Origin of the sequence: Mesorhizobium sp. C395A, assembly GCF_030323205.1 — a bacterium.
In the GTDB taxonomy this organism is placed as follows: Bacteria; Pseudomonadota; Alphaproteobacteria; order Rhizobiales; family Rhizobiaceae; genus Mesorhizobium.
The window spans coordinates 1,470,715-1,489,638 of the sequence record NZ_CP100473.1 but is presented as its reverse complement, the minus strand read 5'-3'; the positions used below and the strand labels follow the sequence as shown (position 1 = coordinate 1,489,638).

Genomic DNA, 18,924 nt, shown 5'->3' with positions numbered 1-18,924 from the left:
CTTGTTGCCGGGTGTCGTCTATGAAAAGCGTAATCTTGTCCTGCGTCCTGCCCCTGGTCGCGCTTGCAGCACCTCTGGGCCCGACCGGGAAAGCCTTTGCAGCGGAGCCCGACAAGCAGTTCTTCCGCACCGTTGAAGGCAAATGGGTCGGCCCGGGCGAAATCATCGCCGGCAAATACAAGGGCACGAAGTTCACCTGCAGCTTCGACGGCTCGACGCCGGACAACAAGACCGGCATGACGCTCGATGGCGACTGCCGCGTCGGTGTCTTCACCCAGAAAATGTCGGCGACCGTCGAGCGCAAGGGCCGCGACTACAAGGGCAGTTTCATGGGCGGCGCCGCGGGGTCGGGCCTGGACATCATCGGCGGCAACGTGGTCGATGCCCGCAAAGTCGTCTTCACCATCAACCGCAACCAGCTGCGCGGCGTGATGCAGGCCCGCATTCCCGACGACAATTCGATGACGGTGACCATCGCCGTGCGCGTCGACCAGCAGCTGGTGCCGGTCATCGGTATGAGCCTCAAGCGCGTCGATGCCGTCGAAGTTGGCTCCATCGCCAAAAACTGACTCTCAAGCGGTTCCCCCAAAAAGCGCGGAACGGGGTTGCACTGCGCGATAGCTGAGCGATTCCGCTCAGCTCGATGTCGGGAAATGACAGGCCACCTTGCGGCCGGGTTGGCGCTCCTCAAGCACGGGCCGCTCGGTGCGGCACCTTTCTGCCGCGATCGGACATGTGGCGCGCAACCGACGATGTCAGCGTCTCCGACGGCCCAAGCCACAGCAAGGCCAACGTGTCAGGGTCCTGTGCGTGCCGGCGGTCCTCCGTGTCAGCGCGATGCGCTTTAAGAACACCAGCAAAAAGGCGGCGGCTACTCGAGCCACCGCCTTCCTCAATTTCCGAACGAAGAATCAGCCCTTGATGGCGGCCGTCAGCTCGTCATAGGCCTTGCAGGCGTCGGCCGGCGTGGTGGCGCCCTGATATTTTGTCGTCACCGCCTGCACCTTGGCGGTCAGGTCGGCGGCCTTCGTCGGATCCTTGGTGATCGCTTCCTGCAGCGCGGCGGTCATTTCCTGCGCCTTCTTGGCCGCGATTTCCTGCGTGCATTCAGGCGCCTTCGAACAGGCCGATGCGGCAAGCATGGCGACACCCACGCCGACGAGCAAAAACTTCTTCATGTCAGTCATTCTCCTCACGAAGGCAGAACTTGATCGTCGCTGCCTTCCAACGGCCGAAGCCTGGCGTCCCATAGCCGCCGATTGCGGCAAAACGCAACGTGTGCGGCGCATGAACTTGTGCAGCGCTGCTGCAACGGCGCGGACGGCCTGATTGAGGCCGCCCGTGTCAGACGAAGCAAGGTTTCAGCCACGAGGCTGCAGCAGCGCCAGTGCGGCCGTCGCCGCGGCAAGGACGGCGGTTAGGGTCAAAGGCCCCGTAGCGCCATAGGTGTCCACGACATAACCGCCGACAACCGCGCCGACGGTGATGGCAACCTGGAAGGAAGTGACCATCAGGCTGCCTGCTGCTTCCAGCGCATCAGGCGCCGCGCGGGACATATTGGTCGGCAGCACCACCGGCGCCATGCCGAAGGCGAAGCCCCACAGCGTAACAAAGCCGAAGGCAACGCCGGTTTGCGCGCCCCAAAGCACCAAAGCGAGTGCCGCAAACGCCATCAACGCGGCGGTAACTGCGAGGGCCATGTGGATGTTGGTGTCGGCCAGGCGGCCACCGGCAATATTGCCGATCACAGCGGCGATGCCGAACCCGAGCAGCGCCAGGGCAATCGGCCCGGTTGTGAGGAGCGTCACCTGTTCGAGGAACGGGCGCACATAGACCGAGCCGGCAAAATGCCCGGTCATCAGCAGAACAATGGCAAGCATGCCGAGTTGGATGCCACGCCGCCGTGTCAGCCGAAAGACGTCTGCAAGGCTGTTGCTTGCCGCCGCAGGCAAGGTCGGCAGGCTGAGAAGCTGCAGCAGCATGGCAAGCGCGGCCAGCCCCGCCGTCATGGCCATGGCGCTGCGCCATCCCAGCCAGTCACTGATCAACGCACCCATCGACGGCGCGGCAATGGTGGCGAGCGAGACGCCGAGGGTGACGATCGCCATGCCGCGACCTGTCGCATTGGCGCCAACCAGCCGCGCCACGACGGCAACGGAAAGTGCCCAGAAAGCGCTAAGAGCGATCCCCAACCCGGCCCGGCCCAGCAACAGCAGCCAGAAATTGGGCGCCAGCGCCGCAAGAATATTGGAACCGACCGCCAGGGCCATGAGGCCAACCAGCACCGCCTTGCGGTTCAATCGACCGATGAGAACATTGCTCAACATGGCCGTCACGGCGCCAACGGAAGCGGTGGCGGTGACGACCTGTCCGGCCGTTCCCTCGCTGATGCCGAGATCGCGCGCCATCGGCGTCAACAGACCTGCCGGCAAGAATTCAGCAGACACCAGGGCAAAGCTGGTGGCCGCCAATGAAAGGACCGCGAACCAGGTGGCCGCGCTCCACGCGGCTGGTGCATCGGCATCAAGGCCAATGGCGGCGTCTTCAAGCTGTAATGTTGTGTCAGTCACGGGAAGATCTCCACAGTTTGGAGATCTTAGATAGGCGAGTCCGCCCGGATGTTATGTACCTTAAAATCCGAAATTCATATCCATTCGTCCGGGAATTGTGCGGCGCACAACGCCTGGCGAGACATTGGTGATGCGCTTGAACGCGCGGGCGAAGGACGCCTCGGAATCATAGCCCAAACGGGTAGCGACTTCGGCAACAGACAAGCCGTTTTGGCCCAGCAATTCGCGGGCAAGCTGCATGCGCAGGCGGGCGAGATAATGTGCAGCGCCCTCACCCAATACCGCGCTGAAGCGCTCGGCGAAAATCGAACGCGATTGGCCTGCCACGCCGGCCAGGCTTCCCAGCGTCCAGTTGTGGCCGGGATCGCGATGCATGGCCGCCAGAGCGCGCCCTATATGGGGGTCGCGGATGGCTGCAAGCCAACCGATGGTCGAGGCGCCGTTGCAATTGACCCAGCAGCGTATGAGCCTGGCTGTCAGCAAATCCGCCATACGCGACAGGATGGTGGCGCTGCCCATCTGCGGTTGCGCGGCCTCCACCGTCATGGCCGCCAGCAAAGGGCCGACCATCGGGTCATTGCCGGCCACGTCGCAACCCTTGATGAGAGGCGGCATCAACGTGATCAACGGATTGAGCGCATAGGAGCCGAGAGACATGGAGCCGCAGAAAAGGGTGCTTGTCGCGCCCGTTCCCTGCCGTATCACTTCGCAAACGTTGCCGCCCAACTTGATCACCTGGCAGCCCTCGAGCGAATCGCCCACCACGTCCGGCGCACTCGCCAGCCGATGGGCGATGCCTTGCGGCAGCAGCACCAGATCGCCATCGCGCAACTCCTGCCAGCCTTGCGCTTCGGTGTGAATCCAGCATGGACCCTGGCCGACAAAGTGAAAACGAAGCAGTTGTTGTTGCGGAAAGTCTATGCTCCATGGGTGCCGGAGTTCGCAGCGGCCATAGTTGACACCACTCAAGCGAAAGTCTTGCAGAACTTCGCTGAGCGCATCCATCGGGATATGTGGCAGCGGCGACGGCCGGGACGAATAATCAGGCATTTGCCAGATATAGATACCGGCCGTCCGACAGGCAAGCGCAGACTGTTGTTCCACCGGGGAATCGCTGCCACGGCACCCTACCCATTCTGGCAGGCTTCCCGCCCTTGCCTCCCGCTCCCGGTGCATGCAAGGAGTGCTGTCGGACACAGGGACAAGAGGCATGGCAGCGGAAGCATCGGGCAGCGATCTCATTCAGGTGGTGGCGCTGCTTGCCGCAGGCGTCGTCGCCGTTCCGATCTTCAAACGCATGGGGCTGGGCTCGATCCTCGGCTATCTCGCCGCGGGCGTGGTCATCGGCCCGTTCGGTATTGGCATTTTTTCCGAATCGGAAGCCATCCTGCATGTCGCCGAACTCGGCGTGGTCATGTTCCTGTTCATCATCGGGCTGGAGATGCAGCCGTCGCGGCTATGGGGCCTGCGCCGCGAGATTTTCGGCCTCGGCGCGCTGCAGGTCGGCGTCTGCGCATTGCTGCTTACCGGTGTTGGTCTCGCCGGCGGCTTTCCGATCGCGCAATCCTTCGTTGCCGGCGCCGGCTTCGTCCTGACCTCGACGGCGATCGTCATGCAGCTTCTCGAAGAGCGTGGCGAGATGGCCAGCCCCAAGGGCCAGCGCATCGTGTCCATCCTGCTGCTCGAGGATCTGGCAATCGTGCCGCTTCTGGCGCTGGTCGCCTTCCTGGCGCCGGGCGGCAGCGAGATGACCCTGCAGCAGAGGCTGACCGAAATCGGCATCGGTCTTGGCGCCATCGTCGGGCTGGTGGTGGCCGGCCGCTATCTGCTCAATCCGTTCTTCCGCATCCTGGCCGACGCCAAGGCGCGCGAAGTCATGACGGCGGCAGCACTTCTGGTCGTGCTGGGGTCGGCGCTGGTTATGCAGCTTTCCGGTCTCTCGATGGCGATGGGCGCCTTCCTGGCCGGCGTGCTGTTGTCGGAATCGACCTTCCGCCACCAGCTGGAGGCCGACGTCGAGCCATTCCGCGGCATCCTGCTTGGCCTGTTCTTCCTCGCCGTCGGCATGTCGCTCGACCTGCATGTGGTGGCCGACAACTGGCGGCTGATCGCCGTCTATGTCGTCGCCTACATGGCGATGAATGCGCTCGGCATCTACCTCGTCGCCCGCATGCTGAAGAGCGGTCATCGTGAAGCGCTGGAACGCGCCGTGATCATGGCGCAAGGCGGCGAATTCGCCTTCGTCCTCTATTCGGCCGCAGCGGCGGTTGGCATCATCGACAGCCGGGCCAACGCAACGCTGACCGCTATCATCATCATCTCCATGGTGCTGACGCCGCTGGCCATCATTGCGCTCAAATATTTGACGCCGCGCGACGAGCAGTCGCTTGAAGGCGTCGACATCGCCGACGGCCTTACCGGCAGCGTGCTGGTCATCGGCTTCGGCCGTTTCGGCCAGATCGCGAGCCAGCCACTTTTGTTGCGCGGCATCGATGTGTCGATCATCGACAATGATGTCGAAATGATACAGGCGGCCGCCGATTTCGGCTTCAAGGTCTACTATGGCGACGGCACGCGGCTCGACATTCTGCGCGCCGCAGGTGCAGGCCGCGCGCGCGCCGTGCTGATCTGCGTCGACAAGCCGGACGCCACGGTGCGCATGGCGGAACTGATCAAGGCGGAGTTCCCGTTGCTGACTGTCCTGGCGCGTGCCTTCGATCGCGGCACCGCCCTGTCGCTCATCCGCGCCGGGGTCGACTTCCAGCTGCGCGAGACCTTCGAATCGGCCCTCGTCTTCGGCGGTTCCGCGCTCGAGGTTTTGGGCGTCGAGCCGGAAGATGTCGCCGATGTCATCGAGGATGTGCGACGGCGCGACAATGCCCGACTGGAGACGCAGCTGGCCGAAGGCGTCCGCGCCGGGCAACGTTTCCTCAGGGGCAATACCGGCACGCCGATCCCGACGCCGCTGACGCAACCGCGCCGGCCCGGCCAGGCGCTGAACGAAGAGACGGCCGGCGTGCTGCACAAGCCCGAGCCCGCCGATCAGGGGGAAAGCTGATGACCGCATCGGATGAGCGCGCGCTCGCCGTCACCAAATTCTGGCGCGAGGCCGGCGAAGACGCGTGGTTCGAGAAGAACGACGTCTTCGACGCGGATTTCCGCAGCAGGTTTCTCGACCTGCACTTTGCCGCCGCGCGGCGCGAGTGCGACGCATGGTCGGAGCATGCCGAGGGTTCGCTGGCGCTGATGATCCTGCTCGACCAGTTTCCGCGCAACTGCTTTCGCGGCTCAGGCCATATGTACGCCACCGATCCGCTGGCACGGCACTTTGCCGCCAAGGCGATTGCGGCCGGCCATGACCTTTCGCTGGAAGAAAACCTGCGCGTCTTCCTGTACCTGCCCTACGAACATTCGGAACTGCCCGCCGACCAGGACAGATCGGTCGAGCTCACCACCGCCAGGGCGCCGGAGTATGTGAAATACGCCATCGAGCACCGCGACATCATCCAGCGCTTCGGCCGCTTTCCGCACAGGAACAAGATGCTTGGCCGCGAGACGACGGCGGACGAACAGGCATTTCTCGATGGCGGCGGCTTCTCCGGTTAACCCAGCCACCAATCGCGGCCGGAAGCCAGCCGCTCTATGCCTGACGTATCGACGGCGCTGAGCCGCTCGGTCACGCTCCTGCCGCCCACCGCCAGATCCGGCGCGATCTCTGCCAAGGGCGCCAGCACGAAGGCGCGCTCCACCATTCGGGGATGCGGCACCTCCAGCCCGGTTTCGTGGATTGTGCGGTCGCCGAACACCAATATGTCGATGTCGATCAGGCGCGGACCCCAGCGCTCCTCGCGCACCCGCTTCAGCTTGCGCTCGGCCTCGAGGCAGAGGTCGAGCAGCGCCCTTGGCGCCAGCGAGGTCGAGATTTCGGCAGCGGCGTTGAGGAAATCCGGCTGGTCGAGCTTGCCCCAGGGCGGCGTGCGGTAAAGTGAGGAGACGGCGACGACGCGCGTGCTCTCGTCGGCGTCGAGCAGGCGCAGCGCCGCCGCCATCGAGGCCGAGGGATCGCCGAGATTGCCGCCAAGGCTGAGATAGACCGTGTTATTGTTACTCTGGCCAGACAACGGTCACCTCGACATAATCGAGCACGCCGGGCACCGGTGCGTTGGGCTTGCGCACGGTGATCTCGGCCTTCCTGATCTGCGGGAACCGTGAAGTCAGCGCCTTCGCCACTTCGAGCGCCAGCGCCTCGATCAGGAAGCGGCGATGTCCAGTGACGATCTTTTCAATCACCGTGAAGGCGATGCCGTAATTGACGGTGTCCTCGATGGAATCATCCTCCAGCGGGCGGCTGGGCTCGACCGTCAACTCGGCATCGACATAAAAACGCTGGCCAAGCGCCTCTTCCTCATCCAGCACGCCGTGCCGGGCAAAGAAGGCGCAGTTCTTCATGCGGATGACGTACATTTCTTAGTGTCCTGGGCTCAGCGTCCTGGCTTTTCGCGCGCCAGCATAGCATCGGCGACCGCCAGTGCGTCCACGTTGATTGCGACATCGTGGACGCGAAACAGATCGGCGCCCTTCAGCCTCAGAATGACACTGGTGGCTGCCGTCCCGGCGGCGCGCGCGCCGGCTTCGCGGCCGGTGACGGTGCCGATGAAGCGTTTTCTGGAGGTGCCGGCCATCAAGGGAAAACCGAGCTCCTTAAGCTCGGAAAACCGCGCCATCAGGTCGAGGTTTTCCTCAGCCGTCTCCTTGGCGAAGCCGAAGCCGGCATCGAGTACGATATGATCGTCCGCAACGCCGCTGCGCCTGGCGACTTCCAGCGAAGCCTTGAGGAACAAAAACTGGTCGGCGATGACGTCGGGCAGTTTTTGCCGCCCGCGCCCGGTATGCATGATGACCAGTCCGGCGCCGGTCTCGGCGGCGACGCGGGCGATGCCGGGTTCACGCTGCAAGCCCCAGACATCGTTGACGATATGCGCGCCGGCGGCGACGGCGAGGCGCGCGGTTTCCTCGCGATAGGTGTCGACCGAAATCAGGGCTTCGCCTGAACTGGCGAGCGCGGCGATGACCGGCAGGATGCGGGCCTGCTCTTCTTCAGGCGTCACGGGCGAGGCGCCGGGGCGCGTCGATTCCCCGCCGATATCGACGACGGCGGCGCCTTCTTCCACCATGCGGTGCGCCTGCGCCACCGCCTGGTCAGGCGTGATGAACAGTCCGCCATCCGAAAAACTGTCGGGCGTGACGTTGAGAATGCCGACCACAATGGCTTTCTCGCCAAGGTCGAGATGGCACTTATGCGCCAGTTGCCATCGCCTTGTCGTCATTGTCCTTCAACCATGTGTCTCATTGGCATGTGGCTCATTGGCATGTGGCTCATCGAGCGCTTGCAATCCATCAACGATGCGTGATCGGTGGAAGATCAATTCCGTTGCGCCGGCAACGGCCGTAAAGCAAGGTGAGTGAAGAGGCAACATGATGAAACGACCCCTGCTCTGCGCCCTGATGCTGGCTTTGACCGTCCTGCCGGCGAATGCTGCCAATCTGGTGAAGACTTACAGCTATTTTGCCATCGGCGGCAGCACGCTCGATGACATCGAGACGCAATTGTCGAAGCATGGACCCGAGGTGAAAAGCACCGGGATGCGGCATCCGGGCGCCACCCAGATGGCGTTCACCACCCGCATCAGCTACGCGCAAACCGCAGACACCTGCCGCATCGCCAAGGCCGCCGTTACCGTCAAGGTCAAGGTCATCCTTCCGGAGTGGCGCAGGCCGCGCAAGGCCGATCCCGATGTCAGGCTGTTCTGGGACACGCTGTCGGCCGACATCAAGCGCCATGAGGAGCGTCATGTCGAGATCGCCAAGAACCACGGCCGTCTGCTCGAAGACGCGCTGAACGCGAGCTTTGCGCAAAAGACCTGCGCCGGGGCCAAGGCGAAGGCGGCGCAGATCACCGCGGCCGAACTCGCCAGGCATGACCAGGACCAATTGCGCTTCGACCGCGTCGAAGGCGTGAATTTCGAAAGCCGCATCCTGCGGCTGCTGCGCTACCGCATGCAGCGCGTCGAGAAGGGCCAGCTTCCGCCCGGCTGAAACACGGACTGATACCAAGCCAATTCTGCCGAAACATGAGGCCAGCCCCAGAAAATTTTCGGGCATAGGTCGAAATCGGCCTATACGGGACGACATATGTCAGGCTCGCAAGATATGTCAGGCTGGCAAGGCGCGAGCTTCGAAACACCAGATCAAAGACCAATTGAGGCGGCGCGTAGCGGAGCGGCCATTTGGCGCCGCGCAATCGCTCTCAAACTTTATGGATGAAATGATATGGACCAGGCTGTCGACAAGCCGGCTAGGCTGCCTCCCGCCGCACCGCTGACGGAAAGCGAGAAGAACGTCATCATCGCCGGCATCCTTTTGTCGATGCTGTTGGCGGCGCTCGACCAGACAATCGTCGCGCCGGCCATGCCGACCATCGGGCGTTCGCTCGGCCATGCCGACTACCTGCCGTGGATCGTGACCGGCTATCTCCTGACGGCGACGGCCATGGCGCCGCTCTACGGCAAGATTTCCGACGTCTATGGCCGCCGGCCGACCGTCTATGCGGCGATCCTGATCTTCCTTCTGGGATCGCTGGTCAGCGCCATGGCCCCCAACATGTTCGTGCTGGTCATCGGCCGGGCGATCCAGGGTGCGGGCGGCGGCGGCCTGTTCGCCCTGGCGCAGATCGTCATCGGCGACCTGGTGCCGCCGCGCGAACGCGCGCGCTATGCCGCCTGGATTTCGGGCACCTGGGCTGTCGCCAGCATCGCCGGGCCTTTGCTCGGCGGCGGATTTGCCGAACATCTCCATTGGTCGCTGATCTTCTGGATCAACATCCCGCTTGGCATCTTGGCCATGGCCATCATCAACAAGCCGCTGCGCAAACTGCCGGTCGCCGCAAAGCGGCATCGCATCGACGCGCCGGGCGCGCTGCTTCTGGTGGTGGCGACGGCATTGCTGCTTTTGGCCCTCAACTGGGGCGGCAGCGCCTATCCATGGGCTTCGCGCGAGATCGTCGGCCTGCTCGCCTGTTCGGCGGTCTTCTGGGCTGCGTTCGCTTTGCGGCTGATGCGTGCGGCCGAGCCGCTGATCTCGCTTGAAGTGCTGAGCAATCCGATCGTGCTTGCCGGCACGGCGTCGATGTTCCTGCTGCAGGCCGCCAATATCGGCCTGTCGGTGTATCTGCCGGTCTATCTGCAGTCGATCATCGGCCTGTCGGTCAGCCAGTCGGGCCTTGCCATGCTCGGCCTGCTGCTCGGAACGGTCGCCGGCGCGACCTTCAGCGGCCGCACGATACCGCGCTTCTTCCACTACAAGCGTATAGCCATGGTCGGCGTTCTCTTCGCCATTATCTGCCTTGGCGTGCTCAGCCTGGTCGCCGGCCGCGCCTCGCTGCTGGTGGTCGAGCTCTTGACCATCTGCATCGGCCTTGGAAGCGGCACCACTTTCCCGGTCGCCACCGTATCGGTGCAGAACGCCGTCGACCGCGCGCATCTCGGCGTTGCCACCGGCGTGCTGACCTTCCTGCGTTCGCTGGGCAGCGCGCTCGGCGTCGCCATGCTCGGCGCCGTCGCGCTCGGCTATGGCCTGCCGCTTGCCGGCGAAGGCGCGCCGGCTGCCGGACAGATCGTCTCGGCGACGCCCTTCATGATGATCTTCCTTGCCGCGGCCGTCACGCTCGTGCTGGCGCTGATGACGCTGGCGCTGATGCCGGAGAAGTCACTGCGCGGCCGCGACGACGCCGAGGCGCCAGTCGTTCTGGTGGAGTGATCCGGAAAGCCCTGTAGGACCTACTCCACGACGCCGAGCTTCTTCTGCAGGCTGGTCGACGACGTCGTGTACTGGAAGACGATGCGCTCACCGGGGCTGATGATGCGCTTGGCGGCCTGCGCCATCAGCGCCACCTCGTGAAAACCCGACAGGATCAGCTTCAGCTTGCCTGGGTACCAGTTGATGTCGCCGACGGCAAAGATGCCTGGCACCGAAGTCTGGAATTTCTCGGTATCGACCGGAATGAGGTTCTCATGAAGGTTGAGCCCCCATTCGGCGATCGGGCCGAGCTTCATGGTCAGGCCGAAGAACGGCAGCATGCGCGTGCACGGCACCTCGATGTCGCCGTCAGGCCCGCCCTTGATGGTAGCAGAGGCCAGCTCGCCGTCGGCGCCGGTCAGGCCGCTCACCTGGCCGACCCGGAACTCCAGCTGCTTCATCTCCTGCATGGCATACATCTTGTTGACGCTGTCGGGCGCCGCCCTGAATTCCGCGCGCCGGTGGACCAGTGTCACGCTTTTTGCCACCGGCTGCAGGTTCAGCGTCCAGTCGAGTGCGGAATCGCCGCCGCCGACGATGACGAGGTCGTGGCCGCGGAATTCCTCCATACGGCGCACCGAATAGAAGACGCTCCTGCCCTCATAGGCCTCGATGCCGGGAATGGGCGGCCGTTTGGGCTGGAACGAGCCGCCACCGGCGGCGATCACCACCACCTTGGCTTCGAACACCTCGTTCTCGTCGGTGGTGACCCGAAATGAGCCGTCGTCCAGCTTTTCCAGGCTGGAGACCATGCGGTTGAAGGTAAAATCCGGCTTGAACGGGTGAATCTGCTCCAGCAGTCTGTCGACCAGCCCTTGCGCCGAGATCGAGGGCCAGCCTGGAATGTCGTAGATCGGCTTTTCCGGATAGAGTTCGGCGCATTGGCCGCCGGGCCGGTCGAGGATATCGATCAGATGGCACTTCATGTCGAAGAGGCCGAGTTCGAACACCGCGAACAGGCCGACCGGCCCCGCCCCGACGATGAGTGCGTCCGTCTTGATTACATCGGTCATGCCAGGCGAGCCTCATTGTCAGACTGGGGCGAAACTGGCGCGAGACTGCATGAGCATTGGCCCGCTGCCAAGCGGCGGCGGGAAAAATCAGATGGTACGGGAGATCAACCCTGGCGAGCCGGCACGCGCACGACGAGGCCGTCAAGCGCGTCGCGCACCTTGATCTGGCAGGACAGGCGCGAGTTCGGCTGGACGTCATAGGCAAAGTCCAGCATGTCCTCTTCCATCGCCTCCGGCTCGCCGACCTCGGCCGTCCAGGCTTCGTCGACATAGACATGGCAGGTCGCGCAAGCGCAGGCGCCGCCGCATTCTGCCTCGATGCCCGGCACCGCGCTACGGATCGCATTCTCCATGACGGTCGAGCCGTTTTCGGCCTCGACATCGAAAGGAGTGCCGTCATGGGCAATGAAGGTCAGCTTGGTCATTTATCACCTGAAGGGAGTCCCAGCCGAGATAATCACTCCACCGGACAAGTCAACTGCGGCGCGAAAGCGCCGCTTTGTGACGTTTTTTCGGAAAGCTGGCCAAAGCACGCCCTGGCCCCGTCGATTCATCCCGGTGGCCGCTGCCGAGCGGCAGCCATTACCGGCTGATGGCGGCGATGAAATCGCGCACTTCCTCGATCAGGGTGCCGAGGCGCTTGAGGATGCGCGCATCTTCCGGCTGCTGTTCGATCGAGGTGGCGCAGTCGGCGATGGCAAAGGCGCCGACCCCGCGCGCCGAACCTTTCAGCCCATGCGCCAGAAGCAGTCGCTCCCTGACATCGGCATCGACTATTCTGTCGCGGACGGAAAGCGCCTGCTGTACGAACAGCGCCAATACCTCCTGTTCGAGGGCGCGATCGCCCATAGTCTGACGGGCCAGATGGGCCAGATCCACTGGGCGCGAACGGGCCGGTCCCGACGCATCGCCGCCCGGCATTGAGAAGGCAATGCCGCTTTCACCGCGTACCAATTTGAAACTCCTTGTGCCGATCGCCGAAAAAACTAGGCGATTACCGTCGCCAACGCGTTAATGAATGGGCTGGAAAATTGTTGCCGTTGAGGCGGTTAGATCACGTTGTCGTTAACCTTATATTTAAAGTTTTACGTATCTCGCGGAATGCATGTTTTCTTTACCCCTGTGTGTCATTACGATACGAAGGTCCATTTTCAGCCTCCTGCGTGGGATAAGACGAGCCAGAATCAGGCAAAAATAAGAAGTCCCTCGGCAGCTAGTACAGGGTAGCGAAGGCATGGCGAAGAAACCAACGACGACCAGAACTCTCGACAGCGACGTAGCCAGGGAACTCGAAAAGGCACTAGACCTCGATCTCAGCGGAGACGGCAGCGGCGATCTCGATATCGCGGCGTCGATGGAAGATCTGGAAGCGCAGATATCGCAGGCCGCGGACGAACTGGCGCGCGAAGGCCGCCCCCAGAAGCCCGCCCCCGCTCAAAACGCGCCCGTCCAACAAAACCAGAGTGCGAAGCCGGCAGCCAAGCCCGCCGAGCTGCGCCCGGTCGAATCGCGCAACAGCGCTCAGCCAGCCGGCTTCAAGCCGGCAAACGATGACCGCCAGAAAGATTACAAGACGCTGCTGCACAGCCTCAACCGGCGCGCGTCGAGCACGATCTATTGGGTCGTGGCGTTCGTGTCGCTGGCCTGGATCGCCGGCGCCGGCGGCCTCGCCAATCTGCTGTTTGGCCCCAGCATCTGGAAAATTCGTACGTTCGATCAAATCCTGGCCCGCCCTGAACTGATCGGTCTGGCGATCGCGTCAATCATACCGGTCGTCCTGTTTTGGGCCTTCGCGGCGATGATCCGCCGCGCGCAGGAAATGCGCATTGCCGCGCAGTCGATGACGGAGGTGGCTTTCCGTCTGGCGGAGCCGGAAAACCTCGCCCAAGACCGCGTGATGATGATCGGCCAGGCCGTTCGCCGTGAAGTGGCGGCGATGGGCGAAGGCATCGAGCGCACGCTGGCGCGCGCCGTCGAGCTCGAAACGCTGGTCCACAGCGAGGTCAACCAGATCGAACGCTCCTATTCGGAGAATGAATCGCGCATCCGGTCGCTGGTCGACGGGCTGGGCAGCGAGCGCGAAGCCGTCGTCACTCATGCCGAGCGCGTGCGCGCCTCGATCACCGGCGCGCATGAAACGCTGAAGGACGAGATCGGCGCCGCCTCCGACATTATTCGCGACTCTATCCTCAACGCGTCGACCAAGCTGTCGATGACGATCACCAATTCCGGCGACACGCTGATCGACCGCATCAATGAAAGCTCGATGTCGATCTTCGATTCCGTCGAAACCCGGCTGGATTCGATCACCGACCGGCTGTCGACATCGGGCGAAGCCTTTGCTTCGCTGCTCGACACCCGCATCGCCAAGCTGACGGACACCACAGACGGCCTGACCCGGTCGCTGACCGACCTGCTCGACGACCGCACCACAGGCATGGTGTCGCTGCTTGGCGGCGCCGCCCGCACCCTGAGCTCGGAATTCGAGTCCAGCCTGAACGGCATCGAGCGGACGCTGGCCGAGCGCGGCCAGGCGCTGATCAGCGAATTCCAGACCCGCGCCGAAGCACTCGATACCGGCACGCAGAAGCTCAACGCCGCGCTCGAGGCGCGCGCCCGCCAGATCAACGAAACGCTGGTCGAGCGCGCCCGCGAGATCGCCCACACCTTTGCCGAGAGCAAGGATCATTTGTCGGCGATGATCGATCAGGGCAAGACCCAGATCGGCGCCGACATGGCCGACATCGTCTCGTCGACCTCGTCGATGCTCGAAGCCCGCGCCAGCGATTTCGCCGGCCGCATGGAAGCCGCCCGCCATGTCGTGTCGCGCTCCTTCGACACCGACATCCAGCGTCTTGCCGATGCCCGTGTCGGCATCGAGGACGCCGTCGAAAACCACAGCCGCAAGCTGTCCGAAAGCCGCGAACGCATGGCGGCTGCCATGCAGGCGGACCTGGCGAAGTTCGCCGAGGGCCGTGCCGGCATCGATGCGGCCGTAACCAACCAGGTGCAGAAGCTGGCCGAAGGCCGCAACCTGATCTCGCGCGCCCTGGAAGAGGATCTGCGCAAGGTCAACGAGTCGCGCGCCGCCATCGACGCGTCGCTGGGCAGCCATCTCGAGCGGCTTGAAGAAGGCCGCAACCGGCTCAACCAGGCTTTGCATGAAGACTCCGGAAAACTTGTGCAAGCCCGTACGATCATTGACGAAATGGTCGCCGGCCATGTCGGTAAACTGGCCGAAGGCCGCAACATTCTGTCGCGCGCCCTGGAAGCCGATCTCGGCAAGCTCGCCGACAGCCGCGCCTCGATTGACGGGCTGGTCGCCGGCCAGGTTGAAAAGATCGCCGAAGGCCGCGCCATCCTGACCAAGGCGCTCGAAAACGACATTATCGGCATCAAGGGCGTGATCGAGAACCACTCGGCGAAACTGGCCGAGGACCGCACCGAACTCAGCAAGGCGCTGGAGAACGACCTATCCGGCATCAGGGGCCTGCTCTCCGACCATTCGAGCCGGCTTGCCGACGATCGTGGCCTGTTGTCACAGACGCTCGAGGCCGACCTCGCCAAGCTCGCCGAGAGCCGGTCGAGCATCGACGGGCTGGTCGCCGGCCAGGTCGAGAAGCTGGCCGAGGGGCGCGATATCCTCAAGCGCGCGCTCGAAGCCGACCTCAACACCATCAAGGGTGCCATCGCGGGTCATTCCGACAAGGTGGCGGAAGAGCGCGGTCAGCTTTCCAAGGCATTGGAGGCCGACCTGCAAAATGTGAACAGCCTGATCGCCGACCACTCGAACCGGCTTGTCCAGGATCGTTCGACGCTATCCCAGGCGCTTAAGGATGACCTTCAGAATGTTAACAGCCTGATCACCGACCACTCGAGCCGGCTTGTCCAGGATCGTTCGACGCTATCCCAGGCGCTTCAGGACGATTTGCACAATGTCAGCGGCATCATGGCCGATCATCAAAACAGGCTCGTCCAGGACCGTTCGGCGCTCTCAAAGGCATTGGAAGACGACATCGCCAAGCTGGCGGAGAGCCGCTCCAACATCGATGGGCTGGTCGCCGGACAGGTCGAGAAGCTCGCCGAGGGCCGCGACATCCTCACACGGGCGCTCGAAGCCGATCTCAATGCGATCAGGAGCGCCATTGCCGACCAGTCGCAGAAGCTGAGCGAAAACCGTGGCGAGTTCGCACGGGTGCTGGAAGCGGATTTGGAAAATGTCAACAGCCTGATCGAGGGTCACAGCGACAAGCTCGTCCGGGATCGCGCGATGCTGTCGAAGGCTCTCGAGGACGACCTCGCCAAGCTGGCCGAGAGCCGGTCGAGCATCGACGGACTGGTCGCAGGCCAGGTCGAGAAACTGGCCGAGGGCCGAGACATCCTGAAACGTGCGCTGGAAGCCGACCTGCAGAAGCTGTCGGCAAGCCGCGGTGAGGTTGACGACATCATCGCCGGCCATGTCGGCAAGCTGGCCGAAGGCCGCAACATGTTGACCCAGGCGCTGGAAGACGATCTGGCAAAGCTCGCCGACATACGCAAGGACGTCGACCGCTCTCTGTCGGGCCATATCGACCAGATTGCCGGCAGAAGCACCGATATCTCGGCGGCAATCGCTGCCGATGTCGAGAAAATCGAGCAGGCCTTCAGCAAGCAGACCGGCATCATCGAAGAGCGCGCCGGAACCATGGAGCGCGCGTTGTCGGTGGGTGTCGACAATGTCCGCAGCGTGCTTGAAAACAGCGCCGTCTTCGTTGCCGGCGCGCTCCGTGAGAAGGTGATGGAAGTCACCAGCGCGCTGCACGAACAGGCCGGTGCTGCCTTCAGTGATGCCGACCGCAAGATCGCCGAGCGTGCCGAGCAGACCTCGGCCGCCCTTTTGGCCCGGGCCGAGGACATCGCCCGGACCTTCGAGGACGCGGATCGCCGTCTGCACGCCCGTGCCGAGGACACATCGAGCGCCCTGCTTGCTCGCGCCGAGGATACGACGAATGCCTTGCTTGCTCGCGCCGAAGACACGACGAGCGTGCTGCTTGCCCGGCATGACGAGACGTCGAACTCGCTGCTCGCCCGCGCCGAAGAAACGGCCGGACGGCTGGCTGCCCGCGCCGGCGAGATCGCCGGCACGTTCGACGCCGCCGACCAGAAGCTGGTCGCCCGCGCGGTCGAGACGGCGCAGTCGCTGGCCGACCGCGCCGGCGACATCCTGCGTAACTTCGAGGGTGCCGACCAGCGGCTGAGCATGCGCATCGGCGAATCCGCCGAAGCGCTGGCCGCCCGCGCCTCGGACCTTGGCCGCATCTTCGACGCCGCCGACCAACAGCTGATCTCGCGCATCGCCGAGGGTTCGGACGCGCTGTCAGCCCGCGCCACCGAGATCAGCCGCATCTTCGACGAGGCCGATCACCGCCTGGTGTCGCGCATCGCCGACTCCACTTCGACGATCGGCGAGCATGCCGACAACATCGTCGGCGCCTTCGCCAGCACCGAGCAGCGTGTTGCCGAACGTGCACGCCAGACCGGCCAGGAACTTGCCGTCCACGCCCGCGAGATGGAGCAGGCTTTGGCCGGGGCCGACGAGCGGCTGGCCGCGAGCGTTGCGTCCGCAGCTTCGCGCGTCGAGGAACAGGTCGCCAGCGTCGAGAACCGCCTTCTTTATACGACGGAGACGATGGGCCAGAAGCTCAACGAGCAGGTTTCCAGCGCAGAAGCTCAGCTGATCTCGCGCGCCAACACGATTGCGGAGACTTTTACCGCGGTCGGCCAGCACATCGGCCAAAGCACCAACGACGCTGCCAAGACAATCGGCACCAATACCCGCGAGCTCAACACGATGCTGGCGGCGCGTTCGGCCGAGATGGCGAAGATCCTGGACGAAACCGCGCGGCCGCTGGTCGAGCGCTTCGCCCATGGCGGCTCGGAACTGCAAAAGAGCATGGAAGAGGTCACCGAACGCGCGACCGAGAAGCTGCGCAGCGAAAATGCCGCCCTCGTCAACGCGCTCGCCAGCCGCACCGCCGAAACGCTGTCGGCCGTCGAAGGCGCGCGCTCGTCGCTCGCCGATAGCGTCGCCGACCTCATCGGCCGCATGAGCGTCTCCAGCTCGCAGCTTGGTGAGCTGATCGAACAGGCGGCGATCAACCTCGGCCAGGTTGACGAACGTCTGAGCGGCAGCACGCAAAGCTTCGCGGCAACCACCGAAAAGGCCGCGCAGACCTTCGCCAGCTCGGCACGCCTGGTCGATTCGAACACGACGCGGCTTACCGAACTGTCGTCGTCGACCCTGCGCGAAGTGGCCTCGATCGCCACCAAGTTCGACGAGCACAGCCGCTTGCTGTCCTCGGCTTCGGATCTGTTGAGCTCGGCGCAGAGCAATCTGGAGCACACGCTTGAGCGGCAATCGTCGCTCGAAGATCTCGCCGTCGGCCTGGTCAAGAAGTCGGAAGACCTCGAGAAGGTGATGCGTTCGTTCGAAAACCTTGTCGGCCAGACGATGCAGAATGCCGAAGGCAAGACGCTGGCATCAGCCGACAAGATCCGCATCGCCATAACGGAAGTGGTCGATTCGGCAACCAGCCGGTTCGCCGATGCGACCGAGGAGATGCGGCGCACCGCAAGCTCGATCAAGAGCGAGCTCGACCTCACCCGCGCCGAGCTCAAGAAGGGCGTCATCGAAATGCCGGAAGAGGCCAAGGAATCGACCTCGGCGATCCGCCGTGCCGTTGCCGAGCAGATCAACGCGCTCAAGGAACTTTCGGATATCGTTGCGAAATCGGGACGTGGCGGCGACAATGCCGAACCGCGCGCCCTGCGCCCGGCGCCTCAGGCGCCAGTGCAGCGCCCGGCCGAGCCGGTACGCCGCCCGCCGCCGGCGCCACAGCCGGAGCGCCCTGCTCCGCAGGCGCCGCTCGGCGGCCTCCGTGGCACGCTCGATATCGAACGCCCTGCCGAAGCACCGCGCCAGCGCGACGCCAACGCCCGCACGCCGCAAGGCGGCTGGGTGCGCGATCTCCTGACCGGAGCATCGCGCGAGGAGGAAGTCGCCAGGCCGGCAGCGCCCGCGGAAGCACCGCGCGCAACTCCCGCCCAGCGCTCGCCGCTGCATGTCATGGAGTCGCTCAACTCGCTCTCGGTCGATATTGCCCGGGCGATCGACCACGACGCCTCGATCGAGCTGTGGAACCGCTACCGGCGCGGCGAGCGTGACGTGTTCACGCGCCGCCTCTACACGCTCAAGGGCCAGCAGACCTTTGACGAAATCCGCCGCAAATATCAGGCCGAGGCGGAGTTCCGCGCCGCCGTCGACCGCTACTGCGACGATTTCGAGAAGCTGCTCAAGGACGTCTCGCGCAACGACCGCGACAACATCATGGCGCAGACCTACCTGACGTCGGACACCGGCAAGGTCTACACCATGCTGGCCCATGCGAGCGGCCGTTTGCACTAGCTACGATTGCTGCATCAAAATGAAAAAGGCGGGAAATTTCCCG

Annotated in this window: 15 protein-coding genes; 6 read left to right on the top strand and 9 right to left on the bottom strand. The window is 63.9% G+C overall.

What is annotated here, in order from left to right:
- Window positions 1-20 precede the first annotated feature (20 nt).
- Entirely contained in the window at window positions 21-569 is a 549-nt protein-coding gene (locus tag NLY37_RS07380) for a hypothetical protein (RefSeq protein ID WP_023742507.1), read from the top strand.
- Between the two features lie 342 nt (window positions 570-911).
- On the opposite strand, the gene NLY37_RS07375 is transcribed toward NLY37_RS07380, so the two are convergent.
- The 3 genes from NLY37_RS07375 to NLY37_RS07365 form a co-directional block, all read right to left on the bottom strand.
- The gene (locus NLY37_RS07375) at window positions 912-1,178 is read right to left on the bottom strand and encodes a hypothetical protein (protein ID WP_023673496.1); all 267 of its coding nucleotides are present in this window, start codon (window positions 1,176-1,178) and stop codon (window positions 912-914) included.
- A gap of 183 nt (window positions 1,179-1,361) precedes the next feature.
- Window positions 1,362-2,570, bottom strand: coding sequence for an MFS transporter (locus NLY37_RS07370; protein WP_023688655.1), 1,209 nt, complete (start codon window positions 2,568-2,570; stop codon window positions 1,362-1,364).
- Between the two features lie 60 nt (window positions 2,571-2,630).
- Complete coding sequence (locus NLY37_RS07365; RefSeq protein ID WP_023706171.1) at window positions 2,631-3,620, bottom strand: AraC family transcriptional regulator; 990 nt, start codon at window positions 3,618-3,620, stop codon at window positions 2,631-2,633.
- Window positions 3,621-3,780: 160 nt separating this feature from the next.
- Between NLY37_RS07365 and NLY37_RS07360 the strand changes: the two genes are divergently transcribed.
- The gene (locus tag NLY37_RS07360; RefSeq protein ID WP_023742508.1) at window positions 3,781-5,628 is read left to right on the top strand and encodes a monovalent cation:proton antiporter-2 (CPA2) family protein; all 1,848 of its coding nucleotides are present in this window, start codon (window positions 3,781-3,783) and stop codon (window positions 5,626-5,628) included.
- Window positions 5,628-6,176 (top strand): DUF924 family protein, encoded by a 549-nt coding sequence (locus NLY37_RS07355; protein WP_023673500.1) that lies wholly within the window; start codon window positions 5,628-5,630, stop codon window positions 6,174-6,176. The genes NLY37_RS07360 and NLY37_RS07355 overlap by 1 nt, the downstream gene beginning before the upstream one ends.
- Here the strand turns inward: NLY37_RS07355 and folK are convergent.
- The 3 genes from folK to folP are packed head-to-tail and all read right to left on the bottom strand — an operon-like array spanning window position 6,173 to window position 7,897.
- Window positions 6,173-6,691: a 2-amino-4-hydroxy-6-hydroxymethyldihydropteridine diphosphokinase gene (gene folK / locus NLY37_RS07350; protein WP_023685987.1), complete on the bottom strand. Its 519-nt coding sequence runs from the start codon at window positions 6,689-6,691 to the stop codon at window positions 6,173-6,175. The genes NLY37_RS07355 and folK overlap by 4 nt on opposite strands.
- Window positions 6,675-7,034 (bottom strand): dihydroneopterin aldolase, encoded by a 360-nt coding sequence (gene folB, locus NLY37_RS07345; RefSeq protein ID WP_023673502.1) that lies wholly within the window; start codon window positions 7,032-7,034, stop codon window positions 6,675-6,677. The genes folK and folB overlap by 17 nt, the downstream gene beginning before the upstream one ends.
- Before the next feature lie 17 nt (window positions 7,035-7,051).
- The gene (gene folP / locus NLY37_RS07340; protein WP_023742509.1) at window positions 7,052-7,897 is read right to left on the bottom strand and encodes a dihydropteroate synthase; all 846 of its coding nucleotides are present in this window, start codon (window positions 7,895-7,897) and stop codon (window positions 7,052-7,054) included.
- A 148-nt stretch (window positions 7,898-8,045) separates the two neighbouring features.
- Between folP and NLY37_RS07335 the strand changes: the two genes are divergently transcribed.
- Window positions 8,046-8,666 carry a DUF922 domain-containing Zn-dependent protease gene (locus NLY37_RS07335; RefSeq protein WP_031208961.1) on the top strand — a complete coding sequence of 207 codons (621 nt, stop codon included), beginning with the start codon at window positions 8,046-8,048 and terminating at the stop codon, window positions 8,664-8,666.
- Between the two features lie 234 nt (window positions 8,667-8,900).
- Window positions 8,901-10,385 carry an MDR family MFS transporter gene (locus tag NLY37_RS07330; protein WP_023742510.1) on the top strand — a complete coding sequence of 495 codons (1,485 nt, stop codon included), beginning with the start codon at window positions 8,901-8,903 and terminating at the stop codon, window positions 10,383-10,385.
- 20 nt (window positions 10,386-10,405) lie between these two features.
- Here the strand turns inward: NLY37_RS07330 and NLY37_RS07325 are convergent, their stop codons facing one another.
- From NLY37_RS07325 to NLY37_RS07315, 3 genes are all read right to left on the bottom strand, one after another.
- A complete protein-coding gene (locus NLY37_RS07325) occupies window positions 10,406-11,437 on the bottom strand; it encodes an NAD(P)/FAD-dependent oxidoreductase (RefSeq protein ID WP_023673506.1) in 1,032 nt (343 codons plus the stop codon).
- A 104-nt stretch (window positions 11,438-11,541) separates the two neighbouring features.
- Complete coding sequence (locus NLY37_RS07320; protein WP_023673507.1) at window positions 11,542-11,862, bottom strand: 2Fe-2S iron-sulfur cluster-binding protein; 321 nt, start codon at window positions 11,860-11,862, stop codon at window positions 11,542-11,544.
- A 157-nt stretch (window positions 11,863-12,019) separates the two neighbouring features.
- Window positions 12,020-12,358, bottom strand: coding sequence for an Hpt domain-containing protein (locus NLY37_RS07315; RefSeq protein WP_023688665.1), 339 nt, complete (start codon window positions 12,356-12,358; stop codon window positions 12,020-12,022).
- A 313-nt stretch (window positions 12,359-12,671) separates the two neighbouring features.
- Here NLY37_RS07315 and NLY37_RS07310 point away from each other — a divergent pair, with 313 nt between their 5' ends.
- Window positions 12,672-18,881 carry a kinesin gene (locus NLY37_RS07310; RefSeq protein WP_286441968.1) on the top strand — a complete coding sequence of 2,070 codons (6,210 nt, stop codon included), beginning with the start codon at window positions 12,672-12,674 and terminating at the stop codon, window positions 18,879-18,881.
- The last annotated feature ends 43 nt before the right edge of the window (window positions 18,882-18,924 follow it).

Coding starts and splice junctions, on each gene's coding strand:
- NLY37_RS07365 (WP_023706171.1), bottom strand. CDS start 3,620: ATGCCTGATTATTCGTCCCGGCCGTCGCCGCTGCCACATATCCCGATG.
- NLY37_RS07330 (WP_023742510.1), top strand. CDS start 8,901: ATGGACCAGGCTGTCGACAAGCCGGCTAGGCTGCCTCCCGCCGCACCG.
- NLY37_RS07375 (WP_023673496.1), bottom strand. CDS start 1,178: ATGAAGAAGTTTTTGCTCGTCGGCGTGGGTGTCGCCATGCTTGCCGCA.
- NLY37_RS07320 (WP_023673507.1), bottom strand. CDS start 11,862: ATGACCAAGCTGACCTTCATTGCCCATGACGGCACTCCTTTCGATGTC.
- NLY37_RS07315 (WP_023688665.1), bottom strand. CDS start 12,358: ATGCCGGGCGGCGATGCGTCGGGACCGGCCCGTTCGCGCCCAGTGGAT.
- NLY37_RS07380 (WP_023742507.1), top strand. CDS start 21: ATGAAAAGCGTAATCTTGTCCTGCGTCCTGCCCCTGGTCGCGCTTGCA.
- NLY37_RS07360 (WP_023742508.1), top strand. CDS start 3,781: ATGGCAGCGGAAGCATCGGGCAGCGATCTCATTCAGGTGGTGGCGCTG.
- NLY37_RS07355 (WP_023673500.1), top strand. CDS start 5,628: ATGACCGCATCGGATGAGCGCGCGCTCGCCGTCACCAAATTCTGGCGC.
- folP (WP_023742509.1), bottom strand. CDS start 7,897: ATGACGACAAGGCGATGGCAACTGGCGCATAAGTGCCATCTCGACCTT.
- NLY37_RS07325 (WP_023673506.1), bottom strand. CDS start 11,437: ATGACCGATGTAATCAAGACGGACGCACTCATCGTCGGGGCGGGGCCG.
- NLY37_RS07310 (WP_286441968.1), top strand. CDS start 12,672: ATGGCGAAGAAACCAACGACGACCAGAACTCTCGACAGCGACGTAGCC.
- folB (WP_023673502.1), bottom strand. CDS start 7,034: ATGTACGTCATCCGCATGAAGAACTGCGCCTTCTTTGCCCGGCACGGC.
- NLY37_RS07335 (WP_031208961.1), top strand. CDS start 8,046: ATGATGAAACGACCCCTGCTCTGCGCCCTGATGCTGGCTTTGACCGTC.